Raw genomic sequence first — 14,933 nt, 5'->3', positions numbered from 1 at the left:
AGGTCGTGGCCGGGCATGGCCCGGCGCTACCGGAATCACATCGTATGGGTCGGCTTGTCCGAGCCGGTCAGGCCGGCCAGCAGGGTCTCGATCTTGTGGCGCACGCCCTCGCCTTCGGCGCCGTCAGCCAGCTGCACGCCGATGCCGGCGGTGCGGTTGCCCTGCGCGCCGGCCGGGGTCACCCAGATCACCTTGCCGGCCACCGGCAGGCGCTCGCTGGAATCGGGCAGGGTCAGCAGCAGGAACACCTCGTCGCCCAGGAAGTAGCGCTTGGGCGTGGGCACGAAGATGCCGCCATTCTTCACGAACGGCATGTACGCGCTGTACAGCGCGGCTTTGTCCTTCACGGCCAGGGACAGGATGCCCTGGCGGGCGTTGCTGGCACTCATCGATTTCCCCTTGCGGCAGGCCGCTCGTTCACCTTGTTCCAGGCCAGCAGCAACTCGACCACGGCAAGGTCTGCACGCACCGTGGTGCGCAGCAGGTCGCGGGTGCGGTTGGCCGCATCGAACCAGGCTGCAAGCTTGTGCAATCGCTCCGGCGTGGTCAAGGCATCGGTGCTGGCCTGGGCCAGCGCCAGGTCGGCAGCGAAGCGCAGGCGCAGCGCCGCGTTGTCGTCACCGCACCACTTCTGCGCCAGCTCCACCGCACCGGCCTTGCCGGCGGCCAACTGTTCCAGCTCGCGCCCTACTTCGCGGCGCAGGCTCAGGCCATCTTCACGCAGCCAGTTGTCGGCCTGGCCGGGATGGCCGCGCGCGGCGTCCAGCGCTTCGCGCGCCGATGCTTCGCTGTGGCCCTGCTGCTGCAGCCAGGCCATCGCTTCGTGCTGTGGCGGCAACTTGAATTCCAAGCGCTGGCAACGGCTGCGGATGGTCTGCGGCAGACGCGCCGGGTCGCTGCTGATCAGCCACAGGTAGCGGCCGGGCTGCGGTTCTTCCAGCGTCTTCAGCAGCGCGTTGGCGGCCGAGCGGTTGATCGCATCGGCCGGGTCGACGATCACCACCTGCGCCACGCCGTACTGCGGGGTCAGCGCCAGCTTGTCGGTGATCTCACGCACCTGCTCGATGACGATCTCGGTGCGCAGCTTGTCGCCGCTCTTGTTTGGAATGAAGCTGACCAGCTGCAGGTCCGGATGGGTACCGGCGGCGATCAGCTGGCGCGTGCGCGTGGCATGCGCGGCATCACCGCGCGCCAGCACGTGGTCGGCCAAGGCCAACGCCACCTCGCGCTTGCCCAGCCCGGACGGGCCGCAGATCAGCAGGCCATGACCGAGCCGACCGGCATCGAGCGCGGCCACGGTCTGATCGAACGCGCGCTGCTGCCACGGCGAGAAACGGCTCATGCGCTCTCCCCGTCCTGCAGCCAGTGCTCGACACGCGCGACCACATCAGCGGCGACGCGTTCCTGCACCTGGCCAGCGTCGATCAGGGCGAACCGCTGCGGGTCCTGCTGTGCGCGGCCGCGGAACACTTCGCGCACGCGCTGGAAGAAATCGTCCTGCTCGCTCTCGATGCGGTCCGGCCACAGGTCACGGCCATTGGCGCGTGCGCGGCCTACTGCCACGTCCACGTCCAGCAGCAGGGTCAGGCCCGGCAGCAGGCCCACCGCGCGGCGTTCCAGGTCGGCAATCCACTGCGGATCAAGGCCACGGCCCCCCCCCTGGTAGGCGTAGCTGGAATCGGTGAAGCGATCGCTCAGCACATAGGCGCCGCGCTGCAGCGCCGGCTGGATCACCTGGCGCACATGCTGCGCGCGTGCAGCGAACACCAGCAGCAGCTCGGCTTCGGCGCTGAGCGGTTCGGCGGCGATCTGGGCATCGGGCTTCAGCACCAGGCCGCGGATACGCTCGGCCAGCGGCGTACCGCCAGGCTCGCGGGTCAGCACCACCTCGTGGCCGTGGCTGCGCAGGCAGTCACGGATGGCATTGATGGCGGTGGTCTTGCCCGCGCCCTCGCCGCCTTCCAGGCTGACGAAACGCGGGTGGCGAAGCAGCGCGGGACTCATTGCGCCGGGGTCTCCTGGGTACGTTGCTGGCGCAGCTGCTGCAGGTAGCGGGCCACTGCGGCGTTGTGCTGGTCCAGGCTGGGCGAGAACACGTGCGCGCCACTGCCATCGCCCACGGCGACGAAGTACAGCGCGTCGCCCGCTGCGGGTTGCGCGGCCGCCATCAGCGCATCGCGGCTGGGCATGGCGATCGGGGTCGGGGTCAGGCCCGCACGGGTATAGGTGTTGTAGGGCGTATCGGTGGTCAGGTCGCGGCGGCGGATGTTGCCGTCATACGCCGCACCGATGCCGTAGATCACGGTTGGGTCGGTCTGCAGGCGCATGCCGATCTTCAGGCGGCGCATGAACACACCGGCAATCTGCGGACGCTCACTGGCCAGCGCGGTTTCCTTCTCGATGATCGACGCCATCGTCAGCAGTTCGTACGGCGTGTTGATCGGCAGGTCCGGCGCACGGCTTTCCCAGGCTTCATCCAGCGCCTTTTCCATTGCGGCGTGGGCGCGCTTGAGCACGTCCAGATCGCTGTCGCCACGCTGGTAGACGTAAGTCTCCGGCAGGAAGCGGCCTTCCGGATGCTGGCCACCAAACCCGAGACGCTGCATCAGCGCGGCGTCATCGAGGCTGTCGGTGGTGTGCAGCAACGGCTCGGCGCGCTTGAGCGCGGCACGCAGCTGGCGGATGTTCCAACCCTCCACGATGGTGACCCGGTGCTGCAGCACCTTGCCGGCGCGCATGCGCAGCAGCAGCTCGCGCGGGGTCAGCTCGCCACTGAGCGCGTACTCGCCCACTTTCAGCTTGCCGGCGGCATCAAGCTGGCGCGCCAGCAGCTGCCATTGCGCGTCCTGGCCCTCGTCCACGCCGGCGTCGCGCAGCTTGCGCAGCACGCTGTTCATGCCATCGCCGCTGGCGATGACCATGCTCTCGGCGGTCGGGGTGATCGGGGCGTCGGCGAACCGGGTTTGCTGGTAGAAGAACCACGCGCCCGCGCCGGCCACGACGGCGGCCAGCACCACCACCAGCGTTACCACGAACAGACACCCGCGCTTGGCTCCCGCCATGGACTACCTCTGAACTCGATTCCGTCGTGCAGGATACCGTGCCGGTGGATTGGGGTCATGACCGGGTGGCAGATGCCCGCATCCGTGCCGACCAAGGTCGGCACCCACCAGAACCGCGGCCCCGGATGAATGAGGTTGCCGGCCAGCGGCCGGCACTACCCTTGCTGGCCGAGTGCGCGCAGCAGGCCGCGGGCCTTGGCGCGGGTCTCGTCCAGTTCCTTGTCCGGGTCCGAGTCGACCACGATGCCGGCGCCGGTGCGGAAGCTCACCTCATGCCCGTCCACTTCGGCGGTGCGGATCAGGATGTTCAGGTCCAGGTCGCCATCGCGGTTCAGCCAGCCGAACGCACCGGTGTAGGCACCACGCGGCACCTGCTCCAGCTCGCTGATGATCTGCATGCAGCGCACCTTCGGGCAGCCGGTGATGGTGCCGCCGGGGAAGGTCGCGGCAATCACCTCGCCGGGCGTGACCTCGGGGCGCAGGTGGCCGCTGACGTTGCTGACGATGTGGTGCACGTGCGCGTAGCTTTCCACGGTCATCAGCTCATCGACCACCACGGTACCGGGCAGGCAGATGCGGCCCAGGTCGTTGCGCTCCAGGTCGATCAGCATCACGTGCTCGGCACGCTCCTTCGGGTGGCCGACCAGCTCCTGGATGCGCACGGCATCATCGTCCCCCTCGAAGCGCGGACGCGTGCCGGCAATCGGACGGGTCTGCGCGTGGCCGGCATGCACCGACACCAGCCGCTCCGGCGAGGAACTGACCACATGGCGGCCATGGGCGCTGAACAGGCCGGCGAACGGTGCCGGGTTGGCACGGCGCAGCTGCGCGTACAGCGCCTGCGGGCTGACCGGCGCAGCGAACTGCGCGCTCCAGCGCCGCGACAGGTTCACCTGGAACACGTCGCCGGCACGCAGGTACTCGATCACCCGGCGTACGCCGTCGGTGAAGCGCTGCGGCGCATCCTCGCCCACCAACTGCGGCGGCTGCCAGCCCTGCCCGGCTTCGGGCAGCGCGGCCGAGGCCAGTGCCACCAGCGCATCCAGCAACGCCTGCTCGTCGGCTTCGGCGATGACGAAGCTGGCATCGTTGTGGTGGTCATGCAGCACCGCCGCCGGGCAGCGCAGCGCCAACGCGGTCGGGCGGCCGTCCGCGCGCGCGCGCGCCGGCAGCACCGGTTCGATCTGGCTGGCCACTTCGTAATCCAGCATCAACGCCCAGCCGCCGCGGAACGGCAGGCTGTGGCTGCCGTCATGCGGCAGGCGTTCGCGCTGCCAGGCACGGTCCATCACCTGCAGGAAGCTGCCGGCGTGGACCGCATCGTGCTGGTCGCGCACCCGGCCATCGGCATCCAGCCGCAGACAATCGCCCTGCGCGGCCAGCAGCAGGCTCCAGCGGCCCTGGGCGGTACCCGAGGCGGTGGACTCCATCAGCAGCGGGAAGCGCGCCGGGTCGTGCTGCTGCAGGGCAAGCAGATCGATCGGGTGCGGCAGCGGGTGGATCAGCGGGGCGTGGGTCATGGCGGCCAGTTCGGGGATTCAGATGCACGGAAGCCGCCTTGCGGCGGCCTCCTCGTGCGTAGAGTCGAGCTTGCTCGACTGTGTTGCACGTTCAGTCGAGCATGGCTCGACTCTACACAAGGGCGGAGTCGAGCAAGCTCGACTCTACAACCCGGTCAGACGCGCTTGAAGATCAGCGTGCCGTTGGTGCCGCCGAAGCCGAAGCCATTGGACATCACCACGTCGACCTTGGCCTGGCGTGCTTCGTTGGGCACGTAGTCCAGGTCGCAGCCTTCGCCCGGCTGCTGCAGGTTGATGGTCGGCGGAATGACGTTGTCCTGCAGCGCCATCACCGAGAAGATCGCTTCCACGCCGCCGGCAGCGCCCAGCAGGTGGCCGGTCATCGACTTGGTGGAGCTGACCATCATCTTGTAGGCGTGGTCGCCGAAGGCGGTCTTCATCGCCATGGTCTCGCCCAGGTCGCCCAGCGGCGTGGAGGTGCCGTGCGCGTTGAGGTAGCCCACCTGCTCCGGGCTCACGCCGGCATCCTTCATGGCCATGACCATGCAGCGCGCGGCGCCTTCGCCGTTCTCGCTCGGCGCGGTCATGTGGTACGCGTCGGAGCTCGCGCCGAAGCCGGCCAGTTCGCAGTAGATCTTCGCACCACGGGCCTTGGCGTGCTCGTACTCTTCCAGGATCAGGATGCCGGCGCCGTCGCCCAGCACGAAGCCGTCACGGTCCTTGTCCCACGGGCGCGAGGCCTGTTCCGGAGCATCGTTGCGGGTGCTCATGGCCTTCATCGCGCAGAAACCGCCCACGGCGGTCGGCGACGAGCCACGCTCGGCACCACCGACCACCATCACGTCGGCATCGCCGTACTGGATCATGCGCATCGCGGTACCGATCGAGTGGTTCGAGGTCGCGCACGCCGAGACCGCCGAGAACGACGGACCCTTCAGGCCGGTGATGATGCTCAGCTGGCCCGGCAGCATGTTGATGATGGTCTTGGGCACGTAGAAGGGCGAGATCTTCTTGCCCTCGTGGAACTCGATGGTCTGCTCTTCGATGCCAAGCAGGCCGCCGATGCCGGCGCCGACGATGGCGCCGATGCGCTCGGCATTGGCGTCGGTGATCTCCAGGCCCGAGTCGTGCAGGGCCATGAACGAGGCACCGAGGCCGTAATGGATGAACGGGTCCATCTTCTTGGCATCCTTGCCGCTGACCCGGAATTTGCCGAACAGTTCATTGTCGGCGGTGATGTCGAATCCCTTGACCTCACCTGCAATCTTGGTGGTGAACCGGTCCAGGTAGGCATCAGAAACGTTGGTCAGCGGACCGATGCCCGAACGACCATGGGTGATGCCTTCCCAGCTGCTGGCCAGATCATTGCCCAACGGCGAGACGATACCCAGGCCGGTTACGACGACGCGACGCTTCATTGCTGTTTCTCCTGACCCGGATGATTTCTGCGGGTAACTCGGTTTGCTTCGATGTGATGCCCAAACACACGGGGCCGCAACAGCGGCCCCATGGGGTGCGGTGCGCGGCGAGGATCAACCCGCGCGCGCACTGCCGTCTGACATCAGGCCTTGACGTGGGCCTTGACGTAGTCGATGGCGGCCTGCACGGTGCTGATCTTCTCGGCTTCTTCGTCCGGGATCTCGCACTCGAATTCTTCTTCCAGGGCCATCACCAGCTCGACGGTGTCCAGCGAGTCAGCGCCCAGGTCATCGACGAACGATGCGCTGTTGGTGACTTCTTCTTCCTTGACGCCAAGCTGTTCGACGACGATTTTCTTGACGCGTTCTTCGATGGTGCTCATGGGATCTCGCTCCAGATGGAGTTGTGGTTCAAAAGTGGTCGCCATCAAAGGCGATGGCCGTGGGATAGTGTAGTGGAAACCGGCGCGGCCTTGCATTGCAGCAAAAACCTCAGCAGATCAACCACTTGCGGCGCAATCCCTGCGCCCCTTGCTTACGGCATGTACATGCCGCCGTTCACATGGAGGGTTTCGCCGGTGATGTAACCGGCAGCCGGGCTGGCCAGGAAGGCCACCGCATGGGCGATGTCTTCCGGCGAACCCAGGCGTTCGAGGGCGATGTCGTTGATCAGCGCGGTACGCGCTTCTTCCGGCAACGCCTTGGTCATGTCGGTGTCGATGAAGCCAGGAGCGACCACATTGACGGTGACACCGCGCGAACCGATTTCCTTGGCCAGCGACTTGCTGAAGCCGATGATGCCGGCCTTGGCGGCCGCGTAGTTGGCCTGGCCGGCATTGCCGGTCACGCCCACCACCGATGCGATGTTGATGATGCGGCCCTTGCGCGCCTTCATCATGCCGCGCATCACCGCCTTGCTGGTGCGGAACACGCTGGTCAGGTTGGTGTCGATGATCGACGCCCAGTCCTCATCCTTCATGCGCATCAGCAGATTGTCGCGGGTGATGCCGGCGTTGTTGACCAGGATCGAGATCGGGCCGAATTCCTTGGCGATGCCGTCCAGCACGCCGTCCAGCGCGGCAGCGTCGGTCACGTTCAGTGCGCGGCCGTGGCCACCGTGGGCGGCCAGGCGTTCACCGATCGCAGCAGCACCGGATTCGGTGGTGGCGGTACCGATCACGGTGGCGCCCTGGGCGGCCAGAAGATCGGCGATGGCGGCACCAATGCCACGGCTGGCGCCGGTGACCAGTGCGATTTCACCCTGCAGGGGCTTGCTCATGATGTTTTCCTCAGGCTGGGGCGGCCGCCGCACCCGTGCCGCTTGCAGCGGCCACCGGTACGGTCGGCAGAACAGGGGGTATCAGGCCGACCATGCCTCGCGGGCGCCTTCGAAGTCGCCCGGCGTGGCCAGTGAACGGCCATCGATGGCCTTGTCGATGCGCTTGACCAGGCCAGTCAGCACCTTGCCCGGGCCGCACTCGGCAACCTGGGTGATGCCACGGGCGGCCAGCGCCTGCACGCAACCGGTCCACTGCACCGGCTGGTACAACTGCTGCACCAGTGCGGTGCGGATCGCGTCAATGCCGTCATGGACCTGGGCATCGACGTTCTGCACCACCGGCAGCTGCGGCGCGTGCCAGTTCAGGCCGGCCATCACTTCGGCCAGGCGGTTGGCGGCTTCGCGCATCAGCGGGGTATGCGAGGGCACGCTGACGGCCAGCTTGACCGCCTTGCGCACGCCCTTCCCGGCCAGCAGCGCCAGCGCGCGGTCGACTGCATCGGCGTCGCCACCGATCACGATCTGGCCGGGCGAGTTGAAGTTGGCCGGCACCACCACCTGGCTGCCTGCGGCTTCGGCGCAGACGTCCAGCACCAGCTGGTCCTCGGCGCCAAGCACCGCAGCCATGGCGCCGACGCCAGCCGGAGCGGCTTCCTGCATCAGCTGGCCGCGCAGGCGCACCAGGTGCGCACCGTCATGCAGGCTCAGCGCGCCAGCGGCAACCAGTGCGGTGTATTCGCCCAGGCTGTGACCGGCCAGCACCGACGGACGCGGACCGCCGACGGCGTTCCAGGCGCGCCACACGCCGATGCTTGCGGCCAGCAGGGCCGGCTGGGTGTATTCGGTACGGTTGAGCATTTCCTCCGGGCCGCCCTGGGACAGCGCCCACAGGTCGACGCCGGCACCATCGGATGCCTCGGTGAAGGCGTCCCGCACCTGCGGGTGCAGTTCGGCCAGCTCGGCCACCATGCCCACAGACTGCGAGCCCTGGCCGGGGAAGACAAAAGCGAGGGTGGATACGGTCACGCGGTCATCCGCTTGTTGCAATCGAAGCGGCCCATGATAAGGGGGAACATGCCGTGTCGTCTGTACGTGCGCGTATGCACGCGTATGGAGCGCGGCCGCGGGACAACCCGGCATCCGGCGCGGTGTCCCCGCCCAGGTAGCGGCGACTGTTGGTCGACCGCCCTTCGATCAGCCCCTGAAAACCCGCGCTGCGCGCGGATGTCGACCAACAGTCGACTCCACCGCAGCGCGAACCTGCCATCAGCAGAACAGTTGCAGGACGTCCAGGTCGCCGTCGGCGAGGAAATCCACGCACAGGCCGACCAGCAGCAGCACACCAGCGGTGCTGGCGCCGTGGGCAATGAAGATGGAATGGGCCAGCGCGCGCGCTGAGCGGCCCAGCTTCATGCACACCCGGGCCAGGCTGCGCAGGCGGCCACTGACTGCGTGCACGTGCTCGCGCACCGGCGCCTGGGCATCGCCCATCGCCTCGGCCATCATCGCCTGCAGCTGCTCCGGGCGGTCGGCGTAGTACTTGGCCACGCCGTAGCCGAACATCAGCCAGTCGCGGGCCTGCGCTTCGGACAGATCCATCACTTCCAGCGGATCTTCCTCGAAGTCGATGAAGCCCACCTGCTGCCCATCCCAGGTGAGGTTGCGCGGCAGCGGCTGGCCAAAATACGCGCCGCGTCCATGCGCCTCGGCGATGGCCTGCATCGCCGCCATCACCAGCCGGTCGCGACCGGCCTCATCGGCCTGGCGCAGGCAGGTATTGAACGAATTGCCGTTGTCGCCGATCACCAGCGCGGCATGGCCGGTGCCCAGCACGTCGGGCACGTTCACGCCCTGCGCCTGCAGCTCCCCCAGGCGACGGGCCTCGGTTTCGCGTGCCGCATCACCGCCGCGGTGCGGTGGCGGGCGCAGGGCATCGAGATGGAAACGGCGGGCAACAAAATTGAGCAGGCCCAGGGCCAGTGCTCGGCTTCCCTTGCCGTACTGCTTCAGCCAGGCACGTTGCCCTTCGATGACGATGGGCTCAACCATGACAGGTCCTCCTTAAAACGCGTTACGGCCCCAGAGGGGCCGCAACGACAGACTTCACGTTGTCGTAACTTGCACTATCAATAGCGCAGCAGGGCCGAACCCCACGTGAAGCCACCGCCGAAGGCCTCCAGCAGCAGCAGCTGGCCACGCTCGACCTTGCCGGACCGCACGGCCGCATCCAGCGCCAGCGGCACCGAGCCGGACGAGGTGTTGCCATGCTTGTCGACCGTCACCACCACCTGGTCCATCGACATCTCCAGACGCTTGGCGGTGGCTTCGATGATGCGCAGGTTGGCCTGGTGCGGAATCAGCCAGTCCAGGTCGGATTTGTCCAGGCCGTTGGCGGCCAGGGTCTCGTCCACGACCGAGTCCAGCGCCTTGACGGCGTACTTGAACACGTCGTTGCCCTTCATGTTGATGGTGCCACCACCGTTGGCGCCGTCCTTGAAACCGGTCGAGACGCCGACCGGGTTCCACAACAGCTCCTTCTTGCTGCCGTCGGCATGCAGGTGGGTGCTGAGGATGCCGGTGTCTTCGTCGGCCTTGAGCACGACAGCGCCGGCGCCATCGCCGAACAGCACGCAGGTGGTGCGATCGTTCCAGTCGACCATGCGGGTCAACGTTTCAGTGCCGATCACCAGCACGTGCTTGCAGTCGCCGGAGCGGATGAATTTGTCGGCCACGCCCAGCGCGAACACGAAGCCGGAACAGGCTGCGTTGACGTCGAAGGCAGGGCACCCGGCCACACCGAGCTTGGCCTGGATCAGGCACGCGGTGGACGGGAAAATGAGATCAGGAGTGGTCGTGCCGACCACGATCATGTCGAGCTGCGAGGCATCGATGCCTGCGGCTTCAAGCGCCCGCAGGGCGGCGTTGTAGCCAAGGTCGCTGGTGGTTTCGCCTTCGGCCGCGATGTGCCGTTCGCGAATTCCGGTGCGCGACTGGATCCACTCATCCGAGGTTTCGACCATTTTTTCCAGGTCGGCATTGGTCAGGACTTTTTCCGGCAAATAGCTACCGGTGCCCGCGATCCTCGAATAGATCCGCTTGCTCATCATGTTTCCTGTTGCGCGGGCCGCCGATCACCGGCACGCCCGGGAAAGAAGGCAAAGGCCGCTGCCCGGGGGCAGCGGCCTTCCCGGCACATCAATCTTCTTCGACGGCCGAGGTCTTGGTCTGGATGACCTTCTTGCCGCGGTAGAAACCATCGGCAGTGATGTGGTGACGCAGGTGCACTTCGCCGGTGGTCGGGTCGGTCGACAGCTGCTTGGCGCTCAGGGCGTCATGGGCACGACGCATGCCGCGGCGGGACGGGGTGACACGGGATTTCTGCACAGCCATGGGATTGCTCCAAACTCGGTTCGTTTTGCTTCGTCGTATCGTCGCGCAGGACGCCAGCGCCCAGCACACTTTCGCTTTCGCCGCAGCCGCCGACGACAATCCGGCTGCTATTGTTTCTTCAGTGCTGCCAACGCCGCAAACGGGTTGGCCTGCTTCGTTTCTTCTTCGCTCGGCGCCCAGTCCTTGTCGACTGCTTCGCCATCGGGCGACAGCGGCACAACCGGCACTGCCAGCACCAACTCGTCCTCGACCAGATCCAGTGGACGCAGCTGGCCGTCTTCCGGCACCAGCAACGCCTCGTACTCCTCCGGCAGGGACGATTCCTCGTCCTCGTCGCGGATCAGGCCAAGCCTCTGGGTCATCTTCACCGGCAACAGGAATCGCTGCATGCTGCGCTGACAGGTCAGCGGCAACGCGGTATCGATGGTCAGTTCCACATAGGATACCCGCAAGACGTCGTCGCGACCGAATTCAAGCGAGTAATTGCACTCACCTTCGGTATCGGCGACCAAGCCCTGCAGGCGGGTCAATTCAGCCAGGGAGACCTGACCGTCGAAGCGCCTTCGCGCTACAACCATCCGCCAGGCATCCAGCGTTTCGGGCACGTTCGCGGACATAAGCCGCTGAATACTAAGGATCGGGGCGGCAGCTGTCAAATGCCCGCCATACAGGACTTGCTGCTGGCGCCGCGCACGGGCCAGACTGCCGCGCCCTGCCCCGGAATTCTCGCATGTCACTGGTCCTGGCCTCCACCTCCCGCTACCGGCGCGAACTGCTGCAACGGCTGGGCCTGCCTTTCGAGTGCGCCAGCCCGGAGGTGGATGAAACCCCGTTGAACGGCGAAGCGCCGCTGGCCCTGGCCACGCGACTGGCCGCCGCCAAGGCCGCCGAGGTGGCTGCCCGGCATCCGGGCGCCTGGGTGATCGGCTCGGATCAGGTGGCGGATCTGAACGGCCAGTCGCTGGGCAAGCCCGGCACGGTCGAGGCCGCCTGCGCACAGCTGGCAGCGATGTCCGGGCAGACCGTGCGCTTCCATACCGCCGTCTGTCTCAGCGGGAATGGAGATTCATTCACGGCCCTCGACCTGACCGAAGTACGGTTCCGCGTGTTGGAACGGGATGAGATCACCCGTTACGTCGCCACCGAACAGCCGCTGGACTGCGCCGGCAGCTTCAAGTGCGAGGGCTTGGGCATCAGCCTGTTCGAGGCGATCGACAACCGCGACCCGACCGCGCTGATCGGCCTGCCGTTGATCGCGGTGTGCGGATTGCTGCGGCAGGCCGGGTACGCGGTGCCGTGAACTGTAGAGCCGAGCCCATGCTCGGCTGCTTTTTTCGAGGCTGCCTGCCATCTGAATCAGAAGCAGCCGAGCATCGGCTCGGCTCTACAGGACCAGAGGACTCAACGAACCTCGAACGGCTGCTCCTGCCACACCTCTACGCTGCCATCGCGGCCGAACAGGCGCAGGCCCAGCCAATGCCTCCCAGGTGCCAGCGTCGTCGTGTCCAATGACGCATCGAAGCCGACGGCGGGATGCTGCGGATCGGTGCTGTCCGGCCAGGTCTGGCGCACATCGAAGGCGCGCCCATAGCGCGCATCGCCGATCGAGCGGCCATCGACCAGCACTTCAACCCGTGCCAGCCCGACACCGTCCTTGAACGCCCAGCCCTTGATGGCAAGCGTGCCGGACACCTTCTCGCCAGCACCGGGTGCATCCAGCCAGGCCATCGCCGGGGTCACGCATGGCCCGGGAGCGCGCTGCACCGGCAGCCGGAACAGCAGGAAGCGCTGGAAGCCATGGTCACTGCTGACCACCCGCGGCGCCGGCAACGGCCCCACCTGTTCGCAGATGGCGTGATAGCGCGCCAGCAGATCGCGGTAGCGCTGGTCACTGGGTGACAGCACCAGCAGCATCGGTGCCGAACGCTCGCCCTCATGCAGCAGGCCCCACTGCGCCAGCTGCGCGGTGCGCCCATGCTTGTCATTGAGCGGATGCGGCAGCACCTCGATGTTGCCATTGCCCAGCTGGAAACCGAGTTCGGCACCGACCTTGAAGTTGCCGGCCAGCACGCGCGTCCCTTCCGGCATCTGCCGCAGCTCTTCGTGAACCGCGACAGCCAGTGGTTGCCAACCGGCGAAATTGCGCGGGTAGTACTTGCTGCCGGCCAACTCTTCACGCAACGAAGGCGTGGACGCCATCAGGTAGTAGCCGAACGCGAGCACCATGCCTGCGCCTGCCAGCCACCAACCGGTGCGCCGCAGCCAGCGCGGCCACCCGTTGAGCACCACCGGCACCGCCACCAGCAGCGCCAGGTAGCCCGGCAGCGGCCAGTGGAAACTGATGCGCTCGACGTCGGTGAAGAAGCCCAGCAGGAAGATGCCCAGGGTGGATACGCCCCCCACCAGCCCGAAGTAGCGCCACTGCACGCGCGCGCCGCCGCCGCTGCGGGTACCGGCCAGCGCCACCTTCCACATCGCCATGCACAGGATCGGGGTGACCAGCATCGGCTGGATCACCAGGAACCACAGCCCACCCCACTCGAATGTCCAGGGATGGCGCTCGACCACCTGGAACTTCAGGCCGGCATCGTGGTTGTCTGCATTCCATGCCAGCAGTGGCAGCCATGCCAGCACGCCCACCGCCAGTGCAACCCAAACGCGTGGGTCACCCAGCATGCGCCGCCCCTGCGGCAGCGCCAGCAGCGCAATGAAACCGACGCCGATGACACCAATGAAGCGATAGTGGCTGAGCGCACCGATCGCCAGGCCCAGCGCAAGCTTCATGGCCGATGATGCGTCGACGTTGTGCAACAGCCGCGCACCTGCATGCAGACAGATCGCCGCTGCCAGGGCCATCGGTACATCGGGCACTGCCAGCAGGCCCAGCGTCGCCGACAACGGCATCAGCAGCGTGAGGCTGCCCGCCTGCCAACCCGCCACATTGCCGAACCAGCGGGTTGCGGTGCGCACCACCAGCAACGGCAGCAGCGCGCCGATGGCCAGGAACGGCAAGCGCAGGGCGAGTACATGATGGCCACCAATCTCCACGCCCAGCCGGGCCAGCCATGCAGTCAGCCCGGGCAGATCCGAATACGCAGCCGCCAGGTGCTGACCTTCCTGCCAATAGAAGGCCTCATCGACGAACAGCGGCAGGCGCGCAGCCACCACCAGTTTGGCCGCTGTGACCAGCGTCCATAACCAGAGAAATATCGTTCGTGCGCGCTGTTCGCCTTGCATTGCTCTATGGATAATCGAGTGGATTCCAGATCTGAGACGATCATGACAGCCTCGCCCCCCAATCCCAGCATGCTAACCGATCAACTGCGTCAGGCCCTGCGGGAGGCACAGGATCAGGTAAATGCACTGGTACTGGGCAAGGTGCCGGAAGTCAGGCTGGCTTTCGTCGCCCTGCTTTCCGGCGGCCATCTGCTGATCGAGGATCTGCCCGGTCTGGGCAAGACCACGCTGGCGCACGCACTGGCCAGCAGCCTCGGCCTCAGCTTCCAGCGCGTGCAGTTCACCTCCGATCTGCTGCCTGCCGATGTACTGGGCGTCTCGGTATACGAAGCCGGCAGCCGCCAGTTCCAGTTCCATCCAGGGCCGGTGTTCACCCACGTGCTGCTGGCCGACGAGATCAACCGTGCGCCGCCGCGCACGCAGAGCGCGCTGCTGGAGGCGATGGCCGAACAGCAGGTGACCCTGGATGGGCAGACCCATCCCCTGCCCGATCCCTTCTTCGTGATCGCCACGCAGAACCCGGTGGATCTGTCCGGCACGTTCCCGCTACCGGATTCGCAGCTGGACCGCTTCCTGCTGCGGCTGGCGATGGGCTACCCCAGCGCACAGGCCGAGCGCGAACTGCTGCGCGGCACCGATCGCCGCGATCTGATCGCGCGTGCCGTACCGAAGCTGGATGACACCCAGGTGCGCGCGCTGCGCGACGCAGTGAACCACGTGCATGCCAGCGACGCGCTGATCGACTACGTGCAGGCGCTGCTGACCCGCAGCCGCCAGCACGCCGGCGTGCGCGTGGGCCTGTCGCCGCGTGCCGGTCTGGCCCTCCTGCGCGCGGCCAAGGCGCACGCACTGCTGTTGGGGCGCGGCCATGTAGTGCCCGAAGATGTGCAGACCCTGTTCGTGGCGGTAGCGGGCCATCGTCTGGTGGCCGAGGCCGAATCCAGCTCGGGGCCGGCACTGGCACGCGCGATCCTGCAGACCGTTGCGGTCGACTGAGCGTGGCCACGCGCTGGGCACGACTGCAGCT

At 66.9% G+C, this 14,933-nt stretch carries 16 protein-coding genes; 2 read left to right on the top strand and 14 right to left on the bottom strand.

Annotated features, from left to right (window positions below; translation table 11 throughout):
• Nucleotides 1-35: 35 nt before the first annotated feature.
• The 13 genes from R1H25_RS08695 to R1H25_RS08635 all read right to left on the bottom strand — a co-directional run bounded on the left by R1H25_RS08695 (nt 36) and on the right by R1H25_RS08635 (nt 11,286).
• A complete protein-coding gene (locus R1H25_RS08695) occupies nt 36-389 on the bottom strand; it encodes a PilZ domain-containing protein (RefSeq protein ID WP_005412452.1) in 354 nt (117 codons plus the stop codon).
• Nucleotides 386-1,342 (bottom strand): DNA polymerase III subunit delta', encoded by a 957-nt coding sequence (locus R1H25_RS08690; RefSeq protein ID WP_241881841.1) that lies wholly within the window; start codon nt 1,340-1,342, stop codon nt 386-388. Before R1H25_RS08690 ends, R1H25_RS08695 begins: the two co-directional genes overlap by 4 nt.
• Nucleotides 1,339-2,004 carry a dTMP kinase gene (gene tmk / locus R1H25_RS08685; protein ID WP_317223363.1) on the bottom strand — a complete coding sequence of 222 codons (666 nt, stop codon included), beginning with the start codon at nt 2,002-2,004 and terminating at the stop codon, nt 1,339-1,341. The genes R1H25_RS08690 and tmk overlap by 4 nt, the downstream gene beginning before the upstream one ends.
• Nucleotides 2,001-3,062, bottom strand: a complete 1,062-nt coding sequence (mltG, locus tag R1H25_RS08680; RefSeq protein WP_317223362.1) for an endolytic transglycosylase MltG — start codon at nt 3,060-3,062, stop codon at nt 2,001-2,003. The genes tmk and mltG overlap by 4 nt, the downstream gene beginning before the upstream one ends.
• Nucleotides 3,063-3,217: 155 nt before the next feature.
• Nucleotides 3,218-4,582, bottom strand: a complete 1,365-nt coding sequence (locus tag R1H25_RS08675) for an aminodeoxychorismate synthase component I (RefSeq protein WP_317223361.1) — start codon at nt 4,580-4,582, stop codon at nt 3,218-3,220.
• Nucleotides 4,583-4,737: 155 nt separating this feature from the next.
• Nucleotides 4,738-6,000 carry a beta-ketoacyl-ACP synthase II gene (gene fabF / locus R1H25_RS08670; protein WP_049444073.1) on the bottom strand — a complete coding sequence of 421 codons (1,263 nt, stop codon included), beginning with the start codon at nt 5,998-6,000 and terminating at the stop codon, nt 4,738-4,740.
• 143 nt (nt 6,001-6,143) lie between these two features.
• Nucleotides 6,144-6,383, bottom strand: a complete 240-nt coding sequence (gene acpP / locus R1H25_RS08665; protein ID WP_005408313.1) for an acyl carrier protein — start codon at nt 6,381-6,383, stop codon at nt 6,144-6,146.
• 152 nt (nt 6,384-6,535) lie between these two features.
• Nucleotides 6,536-7,279: a 3-oxoacyl-ACP reductase FabG gene (gene fabG / locus R1H25_RS08660; RefSeq protein WP_057501944.1), complete on the bottom strand. Its 744-nt coding sequence runs from the start codon at nt 7,277-7,279 to the stop codon at nt 6,536-6,538.
• Nucleotides 7,280-7,360: 81 nt separating this feature from the next.
• On the bottom strand, nt 7,361-8,305 hold the full coding sequence (gene fabD / locus R1H25_RS08655) for an ACP S-malonyltransferase (protein ID WP_049444071.1): 945 nt from the start codon (nt 8,303-8,305) through the stop codon (nt 7,361-7,363).
• Between the two features lie 240 nt (nt 8,306-8,545).
• Nucleotides 8,546-9,328, bottom strand: coding sequence for a serine/threonine protein phosphatase (locus R1H25_RS08650; RefSeq protein ID WP_088481015.1), 783 nt, complete (start codon nt 9,326-9,328; stop codon nt 8,546-8,548).
• Nucleotides 9,329-9,405: 77 nt separating this feature from the next.
• Nucleotides 9,406-10,383, bottom strand: a complete 978-nt coding sequence (locus R1H25_RS08645; RefSeq protein ID WP_014646186.1) for a beta-ketoacyl-ACP synthase III — start codon at nt 10,381-10,383, stop codon at nt 9,406-9,408.
• A gap of 91 nt (nt 10,384-10,474) precedes the next feature.
• The gene (gene rpmF, locus R1H25_RS08640) at nt 10,475-10,669 is read right to left on the bottom strand and encodes a 50S ribosomal protein L32 (RefSeq protein ID WP_004154640.1); all 195 of its coding nucleotides are present in this window, start codon (nt 10,667-10,669) and stop codon (nt 10,475-10,477) included.
• Nucleotides 10,670-10,776: 107 nt separating this feature from the next.
• Complete coding sequence (locus R1H25_RS08635; RefSeq protein ID WP_049444067.1) at nt 10,777-11,286, bottom strand: YceD family protein; 510 nt, start codon at nt 11,284-11,286, stop codon at nt 10,777-10,779.
• Nucleotides 11,287-11,399: 113 nt separating this feature from the next.
• Between R1H25_RS08635 and R1H25_RS08630 the strand changes: the two genes are divergently transcribed.
• A complete protein-coding gene (locus R1H25_RS08630) occupies nt 11,400-11,969 on the top strand; it encodes a nucleoside triphosphate pyrophosphatase (protein WP_049444065.1) in 570 nt (189 codons plus the stop codon).
• Between the two features lie 101 nt (nt 11,970-12,070).
• Here R1H25_RS08630 and R1H25_RS08625 read toward each other — a convergent pair whose 3' ends face one another.
• Complete coding sequence (locus tag R1H25_RS08625) at nt 12,071-13,906, bottom strand: glycosyltransferase family 39 protein (protein ID WP_057501947.1); 1,836 nt, start codon at nt 13,904-13,906, stop codon at nt 12,071-12,073.
• A gap of 42 nt (nt 13,907-13,948) precedes the next feature.
• Between R1H25_RS08625 and R1H25_RS08620 the strand changes: the two genes are divergently transcribed.
• Nucleotides 13,949-14,902, top strand: coding sequence for a MoxR family ATPase (locus R1H25_RS08620; protein ID WP_049444061.1), 954 nt, complete (start codon nt 13,949-13,951; stop codon nt 14,900-14,902).
• Nucleotides 14,903-14,933: the final 31 nt, after the last annotated feature.

This window comes from Stenotrophomonas veracruzanensis (genome assembly GCF_032911525.1).
In the GTDB taxonomy this organism is placed as follows: domain Bacteria; phylum Pseudomonadota; class Gammaproteobacteria; order Xanthomonadales; family Xanthomonadaceae; genus Stenotrophomonas; species Stenotrophomonas africana.
The sequence above is the reverse complement of the archived record's forward strand: the minus strand, read 5'-3'. Positions and strand labels throughout refer to the sequence as shown.

What these genes read in the sequence shown, in the direction of transcription:
- R1H25_RS08620 (WP_049444061.1), top strand. Translation starts at nt 13,949, where the DNA reads ATGACAGCCTCGCCCCCCAATCCCAGCATGCTAACCGATCAACTGCGT.
- R1H25_RS08635 (WP_049444067.1), bottom strand. Translation starts at nt 11,286, where the DNA reads ATGTCCGCGAACGTGCCCGAAACGCTGGATGCCTGGCGGATGGTTGTA.
- fabG (WP_057501944.1), bottom strand. Translation starts at nt 7,279, where the DNA reads ATGAGCAAGCCCCTGCAGGGTGAAATCGCACTGGTCACCGGCGCCAGC.
- mltG (WP_317223362.1), bottom strand. Translation starts at nt 3,062, where the DNA reads ATGGCGGGAGCCAAGCGCGGGTGTCTGTTCGTGGTAACGCTGGTGGTG.
- R1H25_RS08625 (WP_057501947.1), bottom strand. Translation starts at nt 13,906, where the DNA reads ATGCAAGGCGAACAGCGCGCACGAACGATATTTCTCTGGTTATGGACG.
- R1H25_RS08630 (WP_049444065.1), top strand. Translation starts at nt 11,400, where the DNA reads ATGTCACTGGTCCTGGCCTCCACCTCCCGCTACCGGCGCGAACTGCTG.
- R1H25_RS08645 (WP_014646186.1), bottom strand. Translation starts at nt 10,383, where the DNA reads ATGAGCAAGCGGATCTATTCGAGGATCGCGGGCACCGGTAGCTATTTG.
- acpP (WP_005408313.1), bottom strand. Translation starts at nt 6,383, where the DNA reads ATGAGCACCATCGAAGAACGCGTCAAGAAAATCGTCGTCGAACAGCTT.
- R1H25_RS08675 (WP_317223361.1), bottom strand. Translation starts at nt 4,582, where the DNA reads ATGACCCACGCCCCGCTGATCCACCCGCTGCCGCACCCGATCGATCTG.
- R1H25_RS08650 (WP_088481015.1), bottom strand. Translation starts at nt 9,328, where the DNA reads ATGGTTGAGCCCATCGTCATCGAAGGGCAACGTGCCTGGCTGAAGCAG.
- R1H25_RS08695 (WP_005412452.1), bottom strand. Translation starts at nt 389, where the DNA reads ATGAGTGCCAGCAACGCCCGCCAGGGCATCCTGTCCCTGGCCGTGAAG.
- fabF (WP_049444073.1), bottom strand. Translation starts at nt 6,000, where the DNA reads ATGAAGCGTCGCGTCGTCGTAACCGGCCTGGGTATCGTCTCGCCGTTG.
- tmk (WP_317223363.1), bottom strand. Translation starts at nt 2,004, where the DNA reads ATGAGTCCCGCGCTGCTTCGCCACCCGCGTTTCGTCAGCCTGGAAGGC.
- R1H25_RS08690 (WP_241881841.1), bottom strand. Translation starts at nt 1,342, where the DNA reads ATGAGCCGTTTCTCGCCGTGGCAGCAGCGCGCGTTCGATCAGACCGTG.
- rpmF (WP_004154640.1), bottom strand. Translation starts at nt 10,669, where the DNA reads ATGGCTGTGCAGAAATCCCGTGTCACCCCGTCCCGCCGCGGCATGCGT.